Raw genomic sequence first — 19,636 nt, forward strand, 5'->3', positions numbered from 1 at the left:
GGCATGAGCCCTGCTGCTGGACCACCCTTGCTCCAACAGATGCAACATTACGTATCCCTTGCATACCTCTCACGAGTACCAAGGGCTTGTCTTTGACTTGTATGTACGCGGAGTTGCTGAAAAAACTACCTAGCCGGGAGCGGCGACTACGCGCTCACCCGTCTCCATCACCGCTGCTCCTGGTCCGTCGCGAATTCCGCGGCGAGCTCCTCGCGCGTGGTGATGCCGAGCTTCCCGTAGATGCGGTACAGGTGACCCTCGACGGTACGCGTCGACAGGACGAGGATTCGGGCAATCGCACGGTTCGTGGCCCCCTCGGCAGCCAGCTTCGCGATCTCGCGTTCCCGTGACGTCAGCTCGTGGGAACCGCGCGCGTCACCCTCCTCATGGGGCAATACCCCCTCGAGCATGGACTGGCGCCGGCGCATGGCCCGCAGGGCGAGCCGCCGCGCCCGGACGTCCCCCTTGTCCGCATAGAGCCGCATGGCCCGGGCCGAGGCGTCGGCCGCGAGTGGGACCTTCTGGATGCTCTCGGCCCGGTCAGCGGCCATGAGGAGCGCATCCGGGTCCGCGGCGGAGAGCGCGTGCGCGTACTCCGACACGACCTGTGCCTCCGCACCCTCGAACCGGTCCGCGAGTTCGGCGAGGCGCCAGGCCCTCGCCGTGTCCCCGAGTGCCACCAGCAGTTCCAGGGTGTCCTTCTCGCCGGCCGGGTAGGGCGCGGATCGGGCCTCCTCGGTGAGTTCGCGGAGCTGGGCCAGATCATGGCCGCCCTCGGAGCTGCCCGAGTTGGCGGCGGCGAGGTAGGCACGGGCGACGAGGAGCAGGGGCCGGCTGCCGGTACCCGACACCTTGGTGAACTCCTGCTCGAAGGCGCCGGCGGTCTCGTTCTCCCCCAGGGAATGCGCGCACCACGCCGCGACGCCGAGAGCGTACGGCAGCAGCATCTCGCTGTCGGCCTGCCGCAGCGACACGAGCGCGGGCACGAGGATCCGCAGCGCCGTCCGGAACTTGCCGCGGCGCACCTCGAGGACGGCCTGCAGCACGGGAAGCGCGCCGCTGAGATAGCTCAGGTCCACCAGGGGCTGCCGCCGGTACTCGTCGAGGGCCTCGGTGGCCGTCGCGATGTCCCCCGACCCCATGAGCGCGCCGACGTACTGGGCCACGATGGGTGCGCGGAGATGCTCGAGCCGACCCTGCGAGCGGTCGACGTCGTCGAGCGCCGCCCGCAGCTCCGCCAGGGCAGCAGTGCAGAGTCCGAGGGCGCCATCGATCATACCGCGCAACGCCAGGACCAGGACCGGCACGTGAGCCGCCGGTGCTGCACTCTTCGACGACACGAATCGCTCGAGGGCCTCGAGTTCCGTGCGGGCCGTGGAGAACTGCCCCTCCAGGACCCAGCCGAGCAGGTGGAGAAGTGCCAGGTCCTCCGGGGCCGACTGCAGGTCCCGTCCGTCGACCGCATTAGCGGCTTGCGCGCCGTCGGATTCCGACCCGGTGGCACTCAGCCGGGCGGCGCAGGCCTCCGCGATGAAGTGGATGGTGCCCGGGTCATCCCCGCGCCGCACGCAGGCCAGGGCCTTGAGCGAGGCGGCGTCGGTGAGCGTGCCCGGCCGTGCCGGGCCGGCCAGGACCTGGTCGAGCATGGCGACCGCGACCGCGTACTCCCCTAGGGTCACCCGGACGCGGGCTTCCTCGACGGCCGATGCCGCGTCTCCCGCCTCGACCTTCGCGGCACCCGCGAACCGCAGGGCGGATTCCGGCCGGGAGACGTGCGCGGCCGTGCGTGCGGCCTCGAGGAGGATCGTGGCGGGAACCGGCACGTTGGCGTCGAGGGCCCAGTTCAGGTACTCGATCCGCCCGTCCTGCAGGGCGGGCAGCGTGACGTCGTCGTCGAACACCTGGCGGCGCAGCTCGGCGCTCCGCCCGGCGGGAACCAGCGCGCGCAGGACCCGCGTCATCATGGGATGCGCCACCCGGAGCAACCCGGTGGGCGAGCCGGGACTGCGCAGGAGCCCCCGCCGCAGCAGCTGCTGCGCCACGGCGTCCTCCTCGAGCCGCGCCAGCCGGGCCGAGGTCAGGCCGCCGCTGAGCGAGACGGCCTCATAGGCAGTCCGCTCCTGCTCGCTGAGCCCCTGGAGCAGGGTCTTCGCCAGGTCCATCAGTGGCGGGCCGGGAGGATGGAAGCGACCCGTGAGGCACCACACGCCGTCCCGGAAGACCAGCTCGCCGGTGGCCGAGGAATGGTTGAGGAGGGCGCGCAGCATCAGCGGGTTCCCGGCACTCTGGCGGGCGAAGTAGGCCTCGGCTCCCCGGGTCACGGGCCCTCCCAGCACGGCCTCGCAGAGCCGACCGGCATCCGCGTCGGTCAGGCCCGAGAGGTCCACCCGGCTGATGAAGCCGTCCGTGTACAGGGAGAACAGCTCGCCCGAGCGGGGCGGTATGCCGTTCGAGAAGAGGACCACCTTGATGGTGCGGGACACCACCAGCTGCGTGAGGATGTGGCTGCTGTCGTCGTCGAGGTACTGGGCGTCGTCGATGATCATGACGGCGTCGCGGCCCTGCGACGCTTCCCGCAGGTAGGAGACCAGCGCGCGGAGGGCGGACAGGGAGGAGCGCAGCGCCTGCGGCGACGCGTCCGAGAGGTAGGCGCCGAGCGATCCGTAGGGCACGTCAGCGAGGCTCGCCGTCGCGCGGATGACGAAGCACCGCTTGTTCTGCCCGTCGATGATCGGCACCATGCGCCGGGCGAGCGCGCTCTTGCCCATGCCCGTCTCGCCGATGACGAGTGCACCGTGCAGGTCGGGGTGGGACAGCGTGTGGACGATGGCGCCCAGGATGCGTTCGGTCCCCACGAGGGGGACCTGGCCGTCCTCGCGGAGCATCACTGCAGTGGAGTGGGAAGCAGCTCTGCGAGCTGGAGGCGGGAGGAGACGTGCAGCTTCGAGTAGATCTGGTAGAGGTGCCCCTCGATGGTCCTCACGGACACGCACATGATGTCGGCGATCTCCCGGTTGGCGTAGCCACCGGCCGCGAGCTGGGCGATCTCGCTCTCCCGCGCGGTGAGGGATTCGAGCTGCGACATGGGGCCGCCGGCGGTCTCGTTCACGAGGACCTGCCGTGCCCGCTGCTGCACTTCGCGCACCGTCGACTTGTTGCCCATGGCCTGTGCCGCACTCAGCGCGGACCGGGCTGCGTCGCGACCGAAGTTCTGGTCCCCCGCCGCCGCCGCCAGCTCCATGGCCTGCAGGAGGACCTCGGCGTCGCGGTGTGCCACGCCCTTGGCGAACATCTCACTGAGGCGGGCGAACGGTCCCTGCACCCTGGCGGCGACGTCGGACAGCTCGGCGAGTGCTCCGGTATTGCCGAGCCGCACGGAGCTGGTGAACGCGGAGAGTTCGAAGAGCGACGCTCCCCGTTCCCTGTCCCGCTGCCCGAGCACCTGCAACTGCTGGGCCGCTTCCGACTTCGCCTCCCGCAGGCCGAGGCTGGAGAGCTGCAGCTGGGCGGTGAGCCGCCGGACCATCCACGGCACGCCGGGCGCGGGTTCCGCATGGACGAGGAACGGGATGGCGTCCTGGATGTTCCGGGTCATGGTGTGGCAGAAGGCGATCGCCCCGGCCGCGACCGGCAGGAGGCGGTTCGGGTCACCGACGCGCAGCTGGTCGAACGCCGGCTTGAGGAGGGCGAGGGCGTCCTCCGGCTGGCCGTAGCGTGCCAGGACGAGCCCCAGGGCGAGCTGGACCGAGGAACCGCGGTGCGCCACCTCGCCGTCCTCGATGTCCAGGCCGAGCCGCTGGGATCCGGACGCCCAGCTTCCCGAGGCGCTGTAGACGGTGACGAGGCGGAGGTAGGCGATCTCGCGTGTACGGTGGCTCACTCCCCCGTGCTGCAGGCGGTCGGCGAGGTCGTCCGCGAGCTGGAGCGCATCGAGCTGGCTCTCCAGCATGGCCCAGGCCTCGCACAGCAGCGCGTCGCTGCTGATCTTCCGGTCGACGTCGAGCGGGTACGCCTCCGTGCGCAGGGCCAGCATGAGGTCGCGGGACAGTGCGTAGTCGCCGTCCAGGGAGGCGAGCTCGCCGCGGGCCAGGAGGATCTCGGCCCGGAGTGCGGCGGTCTCCTCCGGAGGGAGCGAGGTCGAGGCCTCGACGCGGTGCTCCGCGTCCCTGACCGGGTTCTCCACCCCCTGCAGTCCCAGGAAGGTGTGCAGGGCGGCGTCGGCGAGGAGCATCCGGACGGCATCGGCCGGCGCGGCCTGCTCCATGAGTGGAGCGGCGAGGGAAAGGGCGTTCGCGGCGTCCTCGAAACGGCCCGCGTCGGTGAGCGCCCGGACCCGCTCCGCCGCGACGGCGGCCGACGACCGGTGGGCGTCCTGGATCTCGGTGAAGTCGACGGCGTCGCAGTACCGGCCGTCGGTCCTCGCGGACTGCGCGGCGGCAAGGCCGAGGTCGGCGGAGACGGACCGGTGGCAGCGCAGCAGCCAGCGAGCGTGCCGTTCCGGGTCGAGGTCGTCGATCAGCTCGGGGTCGTCCGCGAGCCGTGCATACAGTTCCTGCGAACGCGGCGCGGAGAGGGACTCGACGGCGCCGGCGCCCAGCACGGGGTTCGTGAGTTCCACGTACTCCTGCTTGCCGTGGCGGACGACGACGAAGCCCGCGGACTGCAGGGCGTCGACGTCGGCGCTGCCGGCGATCCGGTGCAGGTCCGGGATGGGCAGGCGGCCCGCAAGCGCCAGGAGATGGGCGACGTCCCGCTGCCCCGCGGGCAGCCCGTCCAGCACGGCGGTGGCCACCTCGGTGACCTCCGTGGGCACGGGGGTGCCGCCGGGCAGGAGCACCCAGGTGCCGTCCTGCTCGACGACGCGGCGACCGCGCAGTGCGCGGACGGAAGCCTGCAGGAACCGCGCGTTGCCGCCGCTCATCCGGAGGAGGAGGTGGACGCACTCGACGCTGACCCGCCCCTCCAGTTCGGCTTCGAGGAAGGCCCGGGCCTCCGCCGCGGTGAAGGGCGAGAGGTCGAACCTCTTGAGGGAGCCGTCCCGCCACAGCGAGGCGAACATGGGATCGGCGGCGGTGAAGTCCTGCGAGGTCAGCAGCACGCTCGCCGTCCCGTTCAGGACCAGCTGCGTGATGAGGGAGGCCGAGGACGGGTCGAGGTACTCGATGTTGTCCACCGCGAGGACCACGCGGCGGCCCCGCGCCTGGAAGTTGAGGAGTTCGGAGACCGCCCGCAGCACGGTGACGGGGTGGTCGATGACGTCCGTCTCGAGTTCCGAGAGCAGGAAGTTCACCGGTCGGAACGCCTGGTGGTAGGAGCCCTTGGAGCCCCGGATGCGCACGACCAACAGGTCCGCGGCCCGCGATGCCAGGGCCTGCTGCATGACGGCGGTCTTGCCGACGCCTGCATCACCCACCAGCACGGCTCCGACCGCGCCAGCCGAGAGGAGGGCCTCCTCGACCGCCGCGACCATGTCTGCCCGGCCCACGAAGAAGGGTGCCTCGGCCAGCCTGCTCATCTCGCTACCACCCTGCGGAACGGGAAGGATAGCGATGGTGGGACGATTACGCCAGCGATTCGAGCATCCATGGGAACACTTCCTGGATTCGAAGAATGTATGGTTCCCCTCGAGCCTAGGAAGGCTTGCGACTCTCTACACGAGTAGCACTTACTGGAGTTCCACGCCACCTACTCGCTTTGCACCCGGGTAGTTACCATAAGACTACTTGCTAACCCCGCAATTAATACGTGGAATGCGAGTGCTCGGTTGCTTGCCAGTATGCGTGAAACCCCTGTCAGGCGTTGCCGTCGAACAGGCTGGTGACCGATCCGTCGTCGAAGACCTCGCGGATGGCGCGGGCGATCAGGGGTGCGATGGAGAGCACCGTGAGCTGCGGGAACCGCTTCTCGGCCGGGATCGGCAGGGTATTGGTGACCACGACCTCGCGCGCACCCGACTCGGCGAGGCGGCGCGACGCCGGCTCGGAGAACACCGCGTGGGTGGCGGCGATGATGACATCCTTGGCGCCGGCGTTCTTCAGCACCTGGACCGCCCCGGAGATGGTGCCGCCGGTGTCGATCATGTCGTCGATGAGCACGCAGGTGCGGCCCTGCACCTGTCCCACGACCTGCTTGGAGACGGCCTGGTTCGGGACGGTGAGGTCCCGGCTCTTGTGGACGAAGGCCAGCGGGGCGCCGCCGAGGCGCTCGGCCCACTGCTCGGCCACGCGGACGCGGCCGGTGTCCGGCGAGACCACGGTGACGTTGTCGGCGTCGACCCGTGACCTGATGTAGTCCGCCAGCAGCGGGATGGCCATGAGGTGGTCCACGGGGCCGTCGAAGAAACCCTGGATCTGCGAGGTGTGGAGGTCCACGGACATGAGCCGGTTGGCGCCGGCGGTCTTGTAGAGATCCGCGACGAGGCGCGCGGAGATGGGCTCGCGGCCGCGGCCCTTCTTGTCCTGGCGGGCGTACGGGTAGAACGGCGACACGACCGTGATGCGCTTGGCCGACGCGCGCTTCAGCGAGTCCACCATGATCAGCTGCTCCATGAGCCAGTTGTTCAGCGGTGCCGGGTGCGCCTGGATGACGAAGACATCGGTTCCACGCACGCTCTCCCCCGAGCGCACGTAGATCTCACCGTTGGCGAAGTCGTAGGCGGAGACCGGCAGGAGCTCCGTGCCGAGCCACGATGCGATCTCCTCGGCCAGTTCGGGGTGGGCGCGTCCCGAAGCCAGGACGAGCTTCTTCTCGCCGCGTGCCGTGATCTCACTCATGCGTGGGTGCTCTCTTCTGTGGGGTTGCCCGAGCTCGGGGGGTCGCTCGGGGTGTCTGAAGGGGCTGCGGCTGCCGCGGCGGCGGACGCCGTGTCGGGTCGCTTCTGCGCCACCCAGCCGTCGATGTTCCGCTGCGGTGCGAAGCTCAGGGCGAGGTTGCCGGCGGGGACGTCCTTGCGGACCACGGCGCCGGCGCCGGTGTACGCGCCGTCGCCCACCGACACCGGGGCGACGAACACGGTGTTCGAGCTGGTGCGGACGTGGGAGCCGATGACGGTGCGGTGCTTGTGGACGCCGTCGTAGTTGGCGGTGATGTTGCCGCAGCCGATGTTGGTGTACTCGCCGATCTCGGCGTCGCCGGCATATCCGAGGTGGGAGAGCTTCGAGCCGCGGCCGATCGTCACGTTCTTGGTCTCGTAGAACGCCCCGATCTTGCCCTCCGCGCCCAGCACGGTGCCCGGGCGCAGATAGGTGAACGGGCCCACGCTGGCGCCGGCGCCGATCCGGGCTCCGCTGCCGTGCGTGCGGACCACGTGCGCGCCCTCCCCGATGACGACGTCGGTGAGGGTCGTGCCCGGCCCGACGACGGCGTCCCGCGCCACGGAGGTCCCACCGTGCAGGTGCGTGCCGGGCAGCAGCGTCACGTCCTCGTCGAGGACCACGGTGGAGTCGATCCACGTGGTCGCCGGATCGACGACGGTCACGCCGGCGAGCATCCACTTCTCGATCAGGCGCCGGTTGAGCTCGGCACCGAGCGCGGCGAGCTGCACGCGGTCGTTCGCGCCCTCCACCTGCCAGCGGTCGGCGAGGACGACGGCGGCGACGCGTCCGCCGGCAGCGCGAGCGATGGCGAGGACGTCCGTGAGGTACATCTCGCCCTGCGCGTTGGCGGTGTCCACCCGGGTCAGGGCGCTGCGCAGGACGTCGGCGTCGAACGCGTAGATGCCGGAGTTGACCTCGCGGATGGTGCGCTGCTCGGGTGAGGCGTCCTTGTGCTCGACGATGGCCACCACGGTGCCGTCCTCGTGGCGCTGGATGCGGCCGTAGCCCGTGGGGTCGTCCAGGAGCGCGGTGAGCACGGAGACCGCGTTACCCTCGCGCTGGTGGACGGCCACGAGTTCGCGGAGGGTCTCGGGCGTGAGCAGGGGGACGTCGCCGTAGGTCACGACGACGGTGCCGCTCAGCGGATTGCCGGAGAGGGCGTCGAGTCCGTCGAGGGCCACCTGCACGGCGCGGCCGGTGCCGGGGACGTCATCCTGGTCGATGAGGACCGCCGTGGCGTCCAGGCCCGTTACGTGCTCGGCGACACGGTCGCGTTCGTGGCGGACGACGACGGCGAGTTCGCGGGGCTCGACCCCGCGGGCGGCGCGCAGGGCGTGGCCGATCATGGAGGTGCCGCCGACGGGGTGCAGGATCTTCGGGGTCCGGGACTTCATCCGGGTGCCGGCGCCGGCGGCGAGGACGATCACTGCCGCCGGGGCTTCGGCCGGGCGTGCAGCGGCGATGGAACCGTCATGGTTGCTCATGAAGAAGCGCTCCTAAGCTGTAGCTGACCGGCGGGCGCCCCGGCCTGATCGGCCGAGGGCTCTCCCCGTTCCGCCCATAGGATTCGAACCTATACTCCACAGCTCCAAAGGCTGGGGTGCTGCCATTACACCAGGGCGGACCGCGACCACGCCCGACCGGTGCCGGAGCGAGTGCGCACGGTGTACCAGTTTGCCATGTCCCGGGAGGGCGGGCGACCCGCCGGGGCTGCCCGCCGCCGTCGTCGTCGCCTACCACCGCCGCCCGTCGTCGTTCCCCCTTTTTGGTGGCGGACCTGCCCGAGGTGCGGCGGGTCCCGGTGCGACACCCGCTTCTGCCCGTGAAACCAGGGAACGACGACGGTCCGGTCGCCGACGCCGCCGCCGGCCGTGCCCCGGCCGACCCCAACGCACATACTGCGCGCACGGCCCCCGCCCCTCCGCCTGTGGGCGTCTACTGCAGGGATGACCCTGGAAGCCGTGCTGTCATCCGTCGGAGGAGCGGCTCCCACCCACGTGCTGCGTCGGCGGGGCGTCAGCCAGTGGCAGATCGACCGCGGCGTCGACGCCGGCCGGGTACTGCGCATCCGTCGAGGAGTGCTGGCGCTACCGGGTGCCCCGCCGGAACTCGTCATGGCCGTCGTCGAGCACGCACGCCTGACGTGCATCTCCGCCGCCACCTACTACGGACTCTGGCGTCTTTGCGACCCGGCCGAGGTGCATCTCAGCCGGCGGGAGAGGACATCCGCCGGCTGTGTGAACCACCGGTCGCGGTCCGTGCCCGTGCATCCGCACCTGCCGGTGGTCGGGCTCGCCGACGTGCTCGTGCACGTGCTGCGGTGCCGGCCGGAGGAGGAGTCGGTCGCCGTCGTGGAGTGCGCCCTGCGGCGGGGTGACACCGGCAGGGGCTTCCTCGAGGCGCGCCTGCAGGGTCCCCGCAACGGGAAGGCACGCGCCGCCCTCGCGAAGGTCGAGTGCACGGCCGACTCGGCGATCGAAGTACTGGCCCGCCTGCTGCTGCGCGGAGCCGGCCTCGACGTCCGGCCCCAGGTCCCGATCCCGGGCGTGGGGCGTGTCGACTTCCTCGTGGAGGGCTTCCTCGTGGTGGAGATCGACGGCGCGGCCTACCACTCGGACCGGCGGTCCTTCCGGCGCGACCGGCTCCGCAACAACACGACCGTCGTCGCGGGCTACGCCGTGCTCCACTTCAGCGACGAGGACGTCATGTTCCACCCCGACGAGGTCCTCGCCATGGTCCGCAGGGCCCTCGGGCGGCGCCCCGTCCGGTGACGCCCGTCGTCGTTCCTCCTTTTCGCAGGCAGAATGCCCCGGCAGCGGCGTGTCGCCTCCCGACACGCGGTCGGTGGCGTGAAAAGCATGAACGACGACCGGGTCGGGGGCCGCGACCCGGCGGCACGTCCCGGTACCGTTGTGGCCCGCCCGCAGCGCGGCTAGATTACGACCATGCGTCCTCCCCGGCCAGAGATGTCCAACGCGGTCCCGCCTCCCGTCACCGCCGAGCGGCAACCGCCCCCGCTGCTGCGCCTGGCGGGCGGTCTCTGGCTCGCGTCCCTGGCGGCCGGCGTGGCCGCGCTGGTCATCGCCTTCCTCGACCGCGAGACCTTCCTGACGAACCTGCAGGACACCGCCCTGAGCCTCGAGTCCGGAGTGGCGACGGAGGATGCGGAGATGGTCGCCACGATCGCCTTCTGGGGAAGCCTCGGCGCGCTCGCCGTGGTCCTGCTGGTCACGGGGCTCCTCGGCCGCACACTGCTGCGCGGGCGGGGCTGGGCGCGGTGGGTCCTGCTCGCGGTCCTCGTGCTCGACGCCGGCGCGGTGCTGCTCGTCCAGGCGTTCCTCGGGACCGATGCCGCCGGCTTCCAGCCCGTACCGCACCTCGCCATGGCCCACCTGGTCCTCGCCGCCGTCGCGCTCGTGGTGGCGCTGCTTCCCCAAGTCTCCCGCTGGCTCCGGGGAGCCGATCCAAGGAGGTGACGGGCCGGCGTCAGCCGCCGAGCTTTGCCAGCGGCCCGGGGGCGCCGGCACGTGCCACGAGCTCCTCGCACGAGCGCATCACCACGTGGCAGGCCTCGAGTGCGCCGCGGTCCACGAGCGGATTCTCCGTCAGGGCCCGCCACCGGCCGAGTTCCGCGAGGGACGCCGTGCGGATGTCCTCGGCATGGGCGTCCGGCTCGAGGGCCAGGCGCTCCGCCGGGGCGACCCCGGAGCCCCCGATCAGGCGCTCCGCGTCGGCGGTCACCGACGACGGCAGCGGTACCTCGTCGGACCGCAGCGCCGACAGCAGCTGCAGTTCGCGGATCTCGTGGGCGTTGGCCTTGATCCTCTCGATGCCCGTCACGAGCACCGAGCTCCCCGCCCGCGGGTGGGTGCGCACGAGGGCCTCGAGCCCCGCGAGCGCCGTCCGAGCCCGCAGCGTCGAGGACCGGGCGTCGAACTGCTTCGTCACGAGCGCCAGCAGCAGGTCGAGCCCGCTGCGTCGGGAGAGTTCGTGGGCCAGCGCCGTGGCATTGGCTGCACCGCCGCGCACGAGGGCCGAGCCGAGCCGGACCCCGAAGAGTCCGAAGCGGTCGAGCAACCGGCGTCCGTCGTCGTCGGCGATGCCGAGGGCGGTGCACCCGGCGACGAAGCGGTCGGCGGAGAGCAGCATGCGTTCACGCTGGGTCCGCTCCAGGCCAGCCAGGGTGACGAAGGCCTCATACTCGGCCTGCCGCAGCGTCCGCGAGCTCTGGGCGAGCAGGCCCGCCATGGGGAGGACGTCCAGCACCAGGGCGCGCAGGGACGGATCGGTGCGGTAGCGGTCGGCGACGCGCGAGGCGGAGATGAGGGAGTCGATGCGCCCCGCCCCCACCTCGTCCGCGCGGGACAGCACCGCGAGCGCGTTGACCGTCCCGGCGCTCGCCGCGCTCGTGTCGCGGAAGGCCTCGAGGAACGTGACGTCCGAGGCATGGAGGTGGCGCATCAGGTAGATCACGGCGTCCGCCTCGGACGGCGTGTCCTGCGGCGTGAGGAAGCCCGTGCTGCGCTTCGACACGTCCTCCGAGAGCGAGGCGATGCCCGGGGTGTCGATCAGCGTCATGGCGCGCAGGTTCTCCGCCGGCCACTCGACCACGATCCGCTCCACCTCGGCCGCCGGCCGGCCGCCGAGATCGAACACGAGCTGCCCCTCCACCCTGGTGAGCGGAAGCAGCCACGGTTCGCCCTCCACCGGGTAGGCGGTGATGCGGGGCGTCGATGCATGGCGGTACCAGGTGATGATGCGGGTGCACTCCCCCGTGCCGGTAGGGGCGATCTCCTCGCCGATGATGGCGTTGAGGAGCGTCGACTTGCCCGCCTTGACCATGCCCGCGACCGCCACGCGCAGCGGTTCCTGCAGCCTCCGCGCGTACGTCTCGAGTTCCGTGCGCACGGTCGGCTCGTTGGCGTAGACCTCGAGGGCCTCCTGGAGGAGACTCTCGACGGCGCCGCTGTCCGTCATGAGCGTGCCAGGGCTTCGGCGGGCTGCTGCGCAGCCCCGTCGGCCACCGGGACGAGGCGTTTCGCCTTCGCGGAGAGCTGGTCGATCCGGGAGAGCTGGGCCTTCAGCTCGGTCACCCGGCCGTCCCGTTCCTGCCGGTAGGTCGCGGCGCTCCGCTGGGCGGCGGTCACCGAGTCGGCGAGCGACCGGTGGTGCTCCTCGGCGATGTCCCCGAAGTGGTCGCGGATCTCGCGCTGGACGAGGCGCAACCGGTCCTTGAGCTGCTTCCCCACCTGAAAGACGACGTCGTCCATCTGCCGCCGGACGAGGTTCTTCGCATCCGTCTGCCGGCGCTTCAGCCGCGCCTCCTTGTCCTCGCGGTAGGCCTTGCGGCCCAGCAGCAGTCCTGCGCCCACCGAGAGGGGGTTGATGAGGGACATGCCGATGATGCCGGTCAGCAGGCCGAACATCAGCACGCCCCCGTAGGAGCCGCGCATGCCGATCAGCACCTTCCCCGCCGCGCTGACGCGCCCGGGGTCCAGGAACGGGATCTCCTCGACGGGCGCGAGGACGCCGTCCGTGCCGGCCACCTCCAGCAGGGGCAGCGGCACCTCGTCGAGGGCGAAGAGCTCGGCCACCTGCTCGGCGAGCCACTGCGAACGCTCGTTGGTCCACACGAAGGTGTCGGACACCGCCGAGGCGACGCGCTGCTCGATCCACTCGGCGAACTGGTCCCACACGGGCCCGGGATCCCCTGCGTCGATCGCGGCTTCCGCCTCGCGCTGGATGGACCGGAGGCGGTCGCGGAGATCGTGCTCCATGTCGGCGATCAGGTCCGATGCGCCGTCGTTCAGCGTCGTCTGCCAGCGCGAGGACCGCTTGCGCTGCTGGTCGGCCTTCTCCTTGGCCTCCTCCAGCTCCGCCAGCAGCACCGGGACCCCCTCGGGGTCCTGGAGCGCCGAGAGTTCGGTCGTCACGGACAGGCGCAGGTGATCGGTGACGGACAGCAGGTCCTGGGCGACGGAGCGCCGCCGCAGGGCCTGCGCCTTCCCGACGACGTCCCTGCGGAGGTACCCGACGAGGTCGGGGAACCCCGATTCCTGGTTGAGTTCCGCGTCGTTGCCCTGCGCGGCGACGAGGCGGAGGTCCGAGGACACGGGGATCAGCGGGATGGTGCCGATGCCCGCGGCGTCGAGATGTGCGCGGTCGAGGTCGGCGACGGTCCTCCACTGCGGGTACAGGTCCGTCTTGGACAGCACGCACCCCACGTTCGGCACGATCCGCTGCGCCTGCCTGAGGAACCGCAGCTCCGGCTCGGTGTACTCCTGGGAGGCGTCGGACACGAGGATCATGGCGTCCGCCGTAGGCAGGGCGGTCAGGGTGGTCAGCGCGTGGGCGGAGTCGAGTCCGCCCACACCGGGCGAATCGATGACCGACAGGCCGTCGGCCAGCACCCGCCGGGGCAGCAGCACCTCGGCCGATGCGAGGCCCTGCCGGTTCGAGGGGTTCCCCTTCTCCGAGACGAAGGAGGCGATCTCCTCCAGTGCCACGGGCCGACGCTCGAACGCGGAGCCGTCCTGGTCGGGGCTCCCGCCGGTCCTCGGGACCAGTACCGCCGCTGACGCCGGGTCCCCGAAGCGGACCACGGTGGGCACGGAGGTGGCGATGTCGTCGTCGACCGGGCAGACGGGGGCGTTGACGAGGGCGTTGATCAGCTTGCTCTTGCCCTGCTTGAACTCACCCACCACGATGACCCGGACGTCCGGGTTGTCCAGCCGGACCAGCGTCTGCTCCAGCCGCTGGCGGAGATCGGAGCGATCCCCCTCGGCGACAAGGCCCAGACCGGCTTTCACGAGTGGAATGAGATCGTCCATGTAGAGCTCCCCGATGAGTTGTTATATGAGACCACGGGCGAGCCCAACGGGACCAGTGTCCCGTTGGGCTCGCCCGGCGTGCGGTGGAGTCAGAGCGCCGAGTCCTCGACCGTGACCTCGGTCTCGACCTCGACCTCATTGTCGACGAAGAACGCCGAGTCGTCGATGGAGGTGTACTCGTTCTCCGAGTTGTCGGTGACGACCGCGGTGTCGTTGAACGCGTCCTCGACCACGACGTCGGTGTTGATCGAGCTGTCCGAGGTGAACGAGTCGACGATGTCCACATCGGCGTTGATCGTGTTGTCGGTGGTCTCCGTGATCGTGGTCGAGCTGTCCGACGTGAACGAGTCGACGATCTCCACATCGGCGTTGATCGTGTTGTCGGTGGTCTCCGTCGTCGAGCTGTCGGACGTGAAGGAGTCCTCGATCTCGACATCGGTGTTGATCGAGTTGTCGGAGTTGTCCGAGTTGTCCGAGTTGTCGGTGTTCAGCGAGTCCTCGATCTCGACGTCGATGTCCGCGTCGATGTCGGTGTCGACCGAGTTGTCGGAGTTGTCGTTGTAGGAGTCCTCGGTGGAGTTGTCCGAGTTGTCGTTGTAGGAGTCCTCGATGGAATTGTCCGAGTTGTCGGAGTTGTCCGAGTTGTCGTTGTAGGAATCCTCGACGGTACCGATGTCGACGCTCACCGAACCGCCGGCCTCGACGTTGGTCGAGCTGTCCTGGGAGTGGTCGTCGGAGTTGTCCACGGAGTTGTCGACCTCGACGTCGCCGTCCGCTGCCACTGCACGGTCACCCGAGGCGACGAAGGCGTCGTTGTCGAACATCTGGCTGACGTCGCCGTTGGCCCAGATGTTCTGGTTCACGGACTGGTCCGTGATGGTGTCGCGGTCGTCCACGGACGAGGTGTAGGAGTAGTTGTTCACCACGTGGAGGAGCTGCTGCACCGCGTTGCCGTGGTCGCTGTCGTCCCCACCGGTGCTGCCGCCACCGCCACCGTCGTGATCGTGGTCGTGGTCGTGGTCGTGGTCATGGCCACCATCCGCGGGCGTGGACGGTCCGGTCGGGGTGGTGGACCCGCCACCGCCGCCGCCCGGGGCGACGTCGCCCGAGGAGTTTCCGCCGGTGTCGTAGCTGCGGTCGAACGAACTCTCGTTCCGGCCGCCGAAGCTGACCGGTGCGTAGTCGAGGACCACGGGCATGACGGCGTCGACGTCGTCCGAGCAGACGTCACCGAGGCCGGCCTCGGCCAGGGCGGCCTCGGGGTCGCTGATGAAGGCGCTGGCCGCTTCCTGGTCGTTGAAGAGGTTCATCAGGAAGTCGAGGAGATCTGAAGCGAGAGTAGTCATGAGTCGTTCCTTCGTCGGTTATGGGTTCGCCGGCGGCTCTGCTGGCTTGGTTCAAACGTAGGAGTGGAGGGGGAACTGGGCATCGGTAGTAGGACCCCTAGCCTCCGGCAACCATTAGGGGTTTCGCCCGCGCCCGTTAGGGGTTTCGGTGGGAGAACTACCCCCTGCGGTGCTGCCACCGGGGGCGGGCTCGAGGGAGAGGCGGAGGCGGGCGAGCAGTTCCGAGCGGGAGGACGCACCGAAACGCCGCCGGATGCGGGCCACGTGGTGCTCGACGGTCCGTGGCGAGATGAAGATCTCCTCGCTGATCTCCCGGTACGTCCGGCCCAGGAGCACGAGCTGTGCGATCTCGCGCTCGCGCCCGCTGAGCGCCGGCCCTCCGGAGCGGTGCTGGGTGCTCCCCGGGACGGCACGTGCGGTGGTCGGGCTCGGCCGGTGGGTGGCGGGAACCGGTGGCACGGGTGCTTCCCGATGGGGCCGCACCTCAGGCCGCGCCGCCCGGTCGCGGGCGGGCCTGAGGTCGCGGGCACAGGAGAGCAGCCGGGTCATGTCGCTGCGGTCCCCTGCCCGGGCCGACGCGTGGCCGGCGAGCCGTGCCCCCTCCCAGGAGAATCCTGCCGTCGCCAGGCCGCGCGCCGCCTCCTCGACGGCGTCGGTGTCGAAGTGTTCGGCGAGGACCGAGACCCAGGCCTTGCCCGCCGTCGCGAACGTGGCGGCGAGCGGGTACGTCGTCGACCGGCTCACCAGCGCCGCCGCGTGCGGGGCGAGGTCGTCCGGGCGTTCGAGCAGCAGTGCGGCCTGCGCGGCCGACCAGTGCAGCGGTACGCACCAGAGCGGCGGGTCCCCCAGCTTCGAGAGGAGCCGCCAGGCCTCGTCCAGGTGCGGTCTGAGTGCCTCGGCATCCCGGACCCGGGCCGCGGCGATGACGAGCTCGTTGAGCGGCAGGACGGTCAGCAGGTCCACCGACACGTGGAGCAACGCCTCGCGGGCCTTCTGCCAGGTCCTGACGAGGGCGGAGGCCTCGCCGGCCCGCCGGGCGAGTCCCACTTCGAGGGACTGCAGCAGCAGCTCGTCCCGCGGACCGGGCCGGAAGCCGGCACGCCCGGCCTCGGCGATGAAGCTCCGCGCCGCGGCGGGCTGGTCGAGGAGCATGGCGGCCCATCCGCCCAGGAGGCACAGGCGCGGGCGCATCCCCTGCCCCCCTTGCCCGCTTGCGAGCGCCGCCTGGACGAGGGCCAGTGCCGTCTGCGGGCTGCCGGCCAGGAGCCCGACGATCGCGGCGAAGCTCGCCGGTAGCTCGGGTGCCGGCGAGACCCTGCCGGCCGCGTCGAGGGTGTCGGAGGCGCGGATGAGGACGGGGAGGGCAGCGGCGGGGTCCTCACCGACGGACAGCAGAGCCCCCTCCATGAGCAGTGTGTCGGCAGCCTCCTGCAGTGACGGGCTCGGTGCGTGCCCACCGACGTCGAGCAGGCGACGCGCCCCGGCGGCGTCACCGGCGGCCAGCAGTGCCAGCGCCCCGAGGGGTTCGATCTCCGGTGGGCGGAGGGTCGCCGCCCACCGCTGCACGTCCGCGGCTCGCGACATCATGCCGCGGTGCGCCCACAGCGCGCAGGACACCCGGAGTGCGCGGGGAAGATCGGGGAGCGTCTTCCGCGCCTCGGCGGAATGGTGCGCGAAGTAGGACTCCAGGATGCGGGAGGCGGCGTCGAGATCGCCTGTGGCCAGGGCTGCCTCCGCCCGTCGCGGGGCCGTGCGAGGCACGTCCGCACCGGCGGCCACGGCGAGGCCGAGCAGTTCCAGGGCGCCGCCCGGGTCCGTGCCGAGGAGCGCCGTGCCCTCGTCCTCGAGGACGACCGCGAGGCGTTCGTCGGCGAAGCCGTCGGCGGCGAGCTGGCGGGCGAGCCGTCCGAGGGGCAGCGCTTCGAGGCAGTACAGGTCCACGAGGGCGCGCTGCAGCCGCCGTACCTGGTACACCTCGGCGTCCTTCAGCATCGTGGCGCGCAGTTCCGCCGTGGGACGCCCGTCGGACTGCACGAAACCGGCGGCCCTGGCACGGGCCATGAGCTGCTCGGGAGGCACTCCCTCGCTGTGCAGCAGGGGCGGGACGAGGCCCGGGATCGAGAACCCGATGCACAGGGCGAGGACCACCTCGTAGGTCGCCGCATCCAGCTCCAGCGGGTGGCTCACATGGGCCGGGCGCACGCCGGTGTCCAGGAAGTTCCCGGCCACCGTCAGGACTCCGGAATCGTCGACTGGGCGGCGGCACCCTCGCCGGGAGACGGCGGATCGACGGGAGCCGGAGGCCCGGGCGTCGCGGTGGCGGTCGGCTCGACCGGCGGCGGAGGCGGCTCCGTCGGTGGGACCGGTGGGGTCGTCGGCGGGACGACCGGCGGGATGATCGGCGGGACCGTCGGGTCCGTCGTCGGCGGGACGACCGGCGGAACCGTCGGCGGAACCGTCGGCGGAACCGTCGGGTCCGTGGTCGGCGGCGTGGTCGGCGGGACGACCGGCGGAACCGTCGGCGGAACCGTCGGGTCCGTCGTCGGCGGCACGGGATCGGCCGGCGTCGTCGGTGGGGCGGTGGGGTCCGGCGACGGAAAGGGAACGGGCGGCGAGGGGTTCCCCGGGGTCGTGCCGGGCCTGGACGGCGACGACGGCGACGACGACGGGGATGACGGGGACGGGGCCGGCGCTGCGCCTGCCCCCGACCGGGGCTCCGGCGTCACTCCCGGGGTCGGCCGGCCCTTGGGGACGTCGTCGGACGCCGTGCTCGCGCTTCTCCTCGCACGGTCGGGCGAACTCGACGGGGTGCCTGCGGCACCCGCTGCTCCGTCCGCCGTCGCTCCCGAACCCACGCCGAAGAGCTTGTCCTGCAGCGGGGCGTTGGCGACGCCGGCGAGCGGTCCGACGCCCGCCCCGGTGGCTGCGGCGGCCGGATCAGAGGCCTGCGGCGTCGGTGTCTGCTGTGCGGGGTTCGGCTCCTCGGCCGCCTCGGCAGCCGGGTCGCCCGCCCAGTTGGAGATGGCGGCGGACAGGTCGGGGGCGTTCGTCGCCGTCGCCGTCGCGACCCCCAGCAGAGCCACCGCTGCGGCGACAGCACCCACGCGGAGGCCCAACCGCTTCTTCGTCGCCATGGCCGCCGGGCCGTGGTGGGGCGAGGATGCCGCCCCCGCACGGGTCGGTACCGCGAACCCCGCTGCGTTGACCCCGGAGCGGCGCCGGCCGGTGGCGCCCGCCGGCACATCGGCGTCGCCCGGCACCGCGGGGACCGCCTGCGTCCGGTCGTCCTCCAGCGCGGCCGTCGCGAAGGCCGCGCCGAGGGCGACGGACGCCTTCGGGTCGACGTCGATGGCCAGCGGGCGGTTGAACTCACCGGACAGCAGCTGCGCCACGAGCGGGATCCGCGAGGACCCGCCGATCAGCAGGATCGCGGACAGGTCCGCGGCGCGGACGCCCGCGCTCTCGAGGGCGGTGCGCATGGCGTCGAGGGTCTCCCGGAGGGCGGGCTCGACCATCAGTTCGAATTCCGACCGCACGAGGCGCACCTGGGAGTGGGAGCCGGGGACCATGATGGAGACGGTCGCCTCCGAATCGGAGGACAGCGCCTCCTTGGCCTCCGAGCACTCGCGGCGGAGCCGGGTCAGTGCGGCGAGCACCTCCGGAGACGAGTGTTCCAGTTCGCCGAAGGACACCCCGGAGTCCTCCAGGACCCGGTTGAAGACCTCCTGGTCGAAGTCGGCCCCACCGAGGCGCTCGATGCCCTGGGGTGTGCCGAGGATGGTGAAGGTGTCGGCGTCGGCCTTCCGGACCACGGTCGCATCGAAGGTGCCGCCGCCCAGGTCGTAGACGGCGAGGGTGCTGCCCTGGGCCACGCGCTCCCGTGCTGCGTAGGACAGGGCGGCGGCCTCGGGCTCCGTCATCAGGACGACGTCGGGGAACCCCGACGCGGCGAGCGCGCCCTGCAGCAGCGAGGTGCGGTGCTCGCCCCACCCCGCGGGGTGGGTCAGGGTGATCGAGGCGGGCGGTTCGCCCTCCCTCTCGGTGGCGACGCCGACGACCCACTCGACGACGACCGCGAAGAGTTCCTCGGGGAGGATCGGGGTGCCGCCCAGGACGAGGGGTACGGCATCGCCCATGCGGCGCTTGAATTCCCGGGCGACGTTCGCGGGCTCCGCGAGTCCCCTGCGTTCGGCGATCTCGCCGACGAGGCGGTGGCCGTCGGTGGTGAGGAAGACGACCGTCGGGATGCTCGTCCCCCGGCTGCCCAGCGGGAGGATCCGGGGCTCCTCCGGCCCCTGGCTGCCGGTGCGCAGAACGGCTGCGGCCGTGAAGCTGGTTCCGACATCGATGCTGAGACCATAGCTCATAGCTTCCCCACGTGACGCTCGTCTTTGACCATGTGGACCCCAGCTAACAGGCCGTCCGTCGCGAAAACGAGAGTGGTTCCCCGGGCCCGATACCTGTCTTGGATGACGAACTACTTGCTCCTTCGCGCGACCGACTACTTGCCGCGTCCTATCTCACTTCGCGCAAGGAAGCACAAGTGTTCCCGCAGAGGTTGCACTTTTTCTCGACAACTGGGTGAGAACCCATGGCGTCCCGCCATCCGCCTTCGTAGCCTCGGACCCACTAGACCGCGCATGCG

Annotated in this window: 11 protein-coding genes and 1 tRNA gene; 2 read left to right on the forward strand and 10 right to left on the reverse strand. The window is 71.2% G+C overall.

The features are described 5' to 3' along the window. Positions 1 to 167 precede the first annotated feature (167 nt). The 5 genes from CXQ97_RS06765 to CXQ97_RS06785 form a co-directional block, all read right to left on the reverse strand. Positions 168 to 2,885 (reverse strand): LuxR C-terminal-related transcriptional regulator, encoded by a 2,718-nt coding sequence (locus CXQ97_RS06765; RefSeq protein ID WP_104180085.1) that lies wholly within the window; start codon positions 2,883 to 2,885, stop codon positions 168 to 170. Continuing rightward, the gene (locus tag CXQ97_RS06770; protein ID WP_104180086.1) at positions 2,885 to 5,515 is read right to left on the reverse strand and encodes a LuxR C-terminal-related transcriptional regulator; all 2,631 of its coding nucleotides are present in this window, start codon (positions 5,513 to 5,515) and stop codon (positions 2,885 to 2,887) included. The genes CXQ97_RS06765 and CXQ97_RS06770 overlap by 1 nt, the downstream gene beginning before the upstream one ends. A 277-nt stretch (positions 5,516 to 5,792) precedes the next feature. After that, positions 5,793 to 6,773: a ribose-phosphate diphosphokinase gene (locus CXQ97_RS06775; protein ID WP_104180087.1), complete on the reverse strand. Its 981-nt coding sequence runs from the start codon at positions 6,771 to 6,773 to the stop codon at positions 5,793 to 5,795. Then, positions 6,770 to 8,299 (reverse strand): bifunctional UDP-N-acetylglucosamine diphosphorylase/glucosamine-1-phosphate N-acetyltransferase GlmU, encoded by a 1,530-nt coding sequence (gene glmU, locus CXQ97_RS06780; protein WP_104180088.1) that lies wholly within the window; start codon positions 8,297 to 8,299, stop codon positions 6,770 to 6,772. Before glmU ends, CXQ97_RS06775 begins: the two co-directional genes overlap by 4 nt. 68 nt (positions 8,300 to 8,367) lie before the next feature. Further along, positions 8,368 to 8,439: transfer RNA gene (locus CXQ97_RS06785), tRNA-Gln, on the reverse strand. Between the two features lie 322 nt (positions 8,440 to 8,761). Between CXQ97_RS06785 and CXQ97_RS06790 the strand changes: the two genes are divergently transcribed. Together CXQ97_RS06790 and CXQ97_RS06795 are read left to right on the forward strand one after the other, a co-directional pair. After that, positions 8,762 to 9,586 carry a DUF559 domain-containing protein gene (locus CXQ97_RS06790; protein WP_104180089.1) on the forward strand — a complete coding sequence of 275 codons (825 nt, stop codon included), beginning with the start codon at positions 8,762 to 8,764 and terminating at the stop codon, positions 9,584 to 9,586. 174 nt (positions 9,587 to 9,760) lie between these two features. Continuing rightward, positions 9,761 to 10,291, forward strand: coding sequence for a hypothetical protein (locus CXQ97_RS06795; protein ID WP_146069589.1), 531 nt, complete (start codon positions 9,761 to 9,763; stop codon positions 10,289 to 10,291). Positions 10,292 to 10,301: 10 nt separating this feature from the next. On the opposite strand, the gene CXQ97_RS06800 is transcribed toward CXQ97_RS06795, so the two are convergent. The 5 genes from CXQ97_RS06800 to CXQ97_RS20530 form a co-directional block, all read right to left on the reverse strand. Next, complete coding sequence (locus tag CXQ97_RS06800; RefSeq protein ID WP_104180091.1) at positions 10,302 to 11,792, reverse strand: dynamin family protein; 1,491 nt, start codon at positions 11,790 to 11,792, stop codon at positions 10,302 to 10,304. After that, positions 11,789 to 13,645 carry a dynamin family protein gene (locus CXQ97_RS06805; RefSeq protein ID WP_104180092.1) on the reverse strand — a complete coding sequence of 619 codons (1,857 nt, stop codon included), beginning with the start codon at positions 13,643 to 13,645 and terminating at the stop codon, positions 11,789 to 11,791. Before CXQ97_RS06805 ends, CXQ97_RS06800 begins: the two co-directional genes overlap by 4 nt. Positions 13,646 to 13,734: 89 nt before the next feature. Next, positions 13,735 to 14,991 (reverse strand): IniB N-terminal domain-containing protein, encoded by a 1,257-nt coding sequence (locus CXQ97_RS06810; RefSeq protein ID WP_104180093.1) that lies wholly within the window; start codon positions 14,989 to 14,991, stop codon positions 13,735 to 13,737. A 114-nt stretch (positions 14,992 to 15,105) separates the two neighbouring features. Then, positions 15,106 to 17,220: a LuxR C-terminal-related transcriptional regulator gene (locus CXQ97_RS06815; protein ID WP_104180094.1), complete on the reverse strand. Its 2,115-nt coding sequence runs from the start codon at positions 17,218 to 17,220 to the stop codon at positions 15,106 to 15,108. Between the two features lie 2 nt (positions 17,221 to 17,222). Beyond that, positions 17,223 to 19,358, reverse strand: a complete 2,136-nt coding sequence (locus tag CXQ97_RS20530; protein WP_104180095.1) for an Hsp70 family protein — start codon at positions 19,356 to 19,358, stop codon at positions 17,223 to 17,225. Positions 19,359 to 19,636: the final 278 nt, after the last annotated feature.

Origin of the sequence: Arthrobacter sp. B0490 (assembly GCF_002929355.1) — a bacterium.
GTDB lineage: Bacteria > Actinomycetota > Actinomycetes > Actinomycetales > Micrococcaceae > Arthrobacter_D.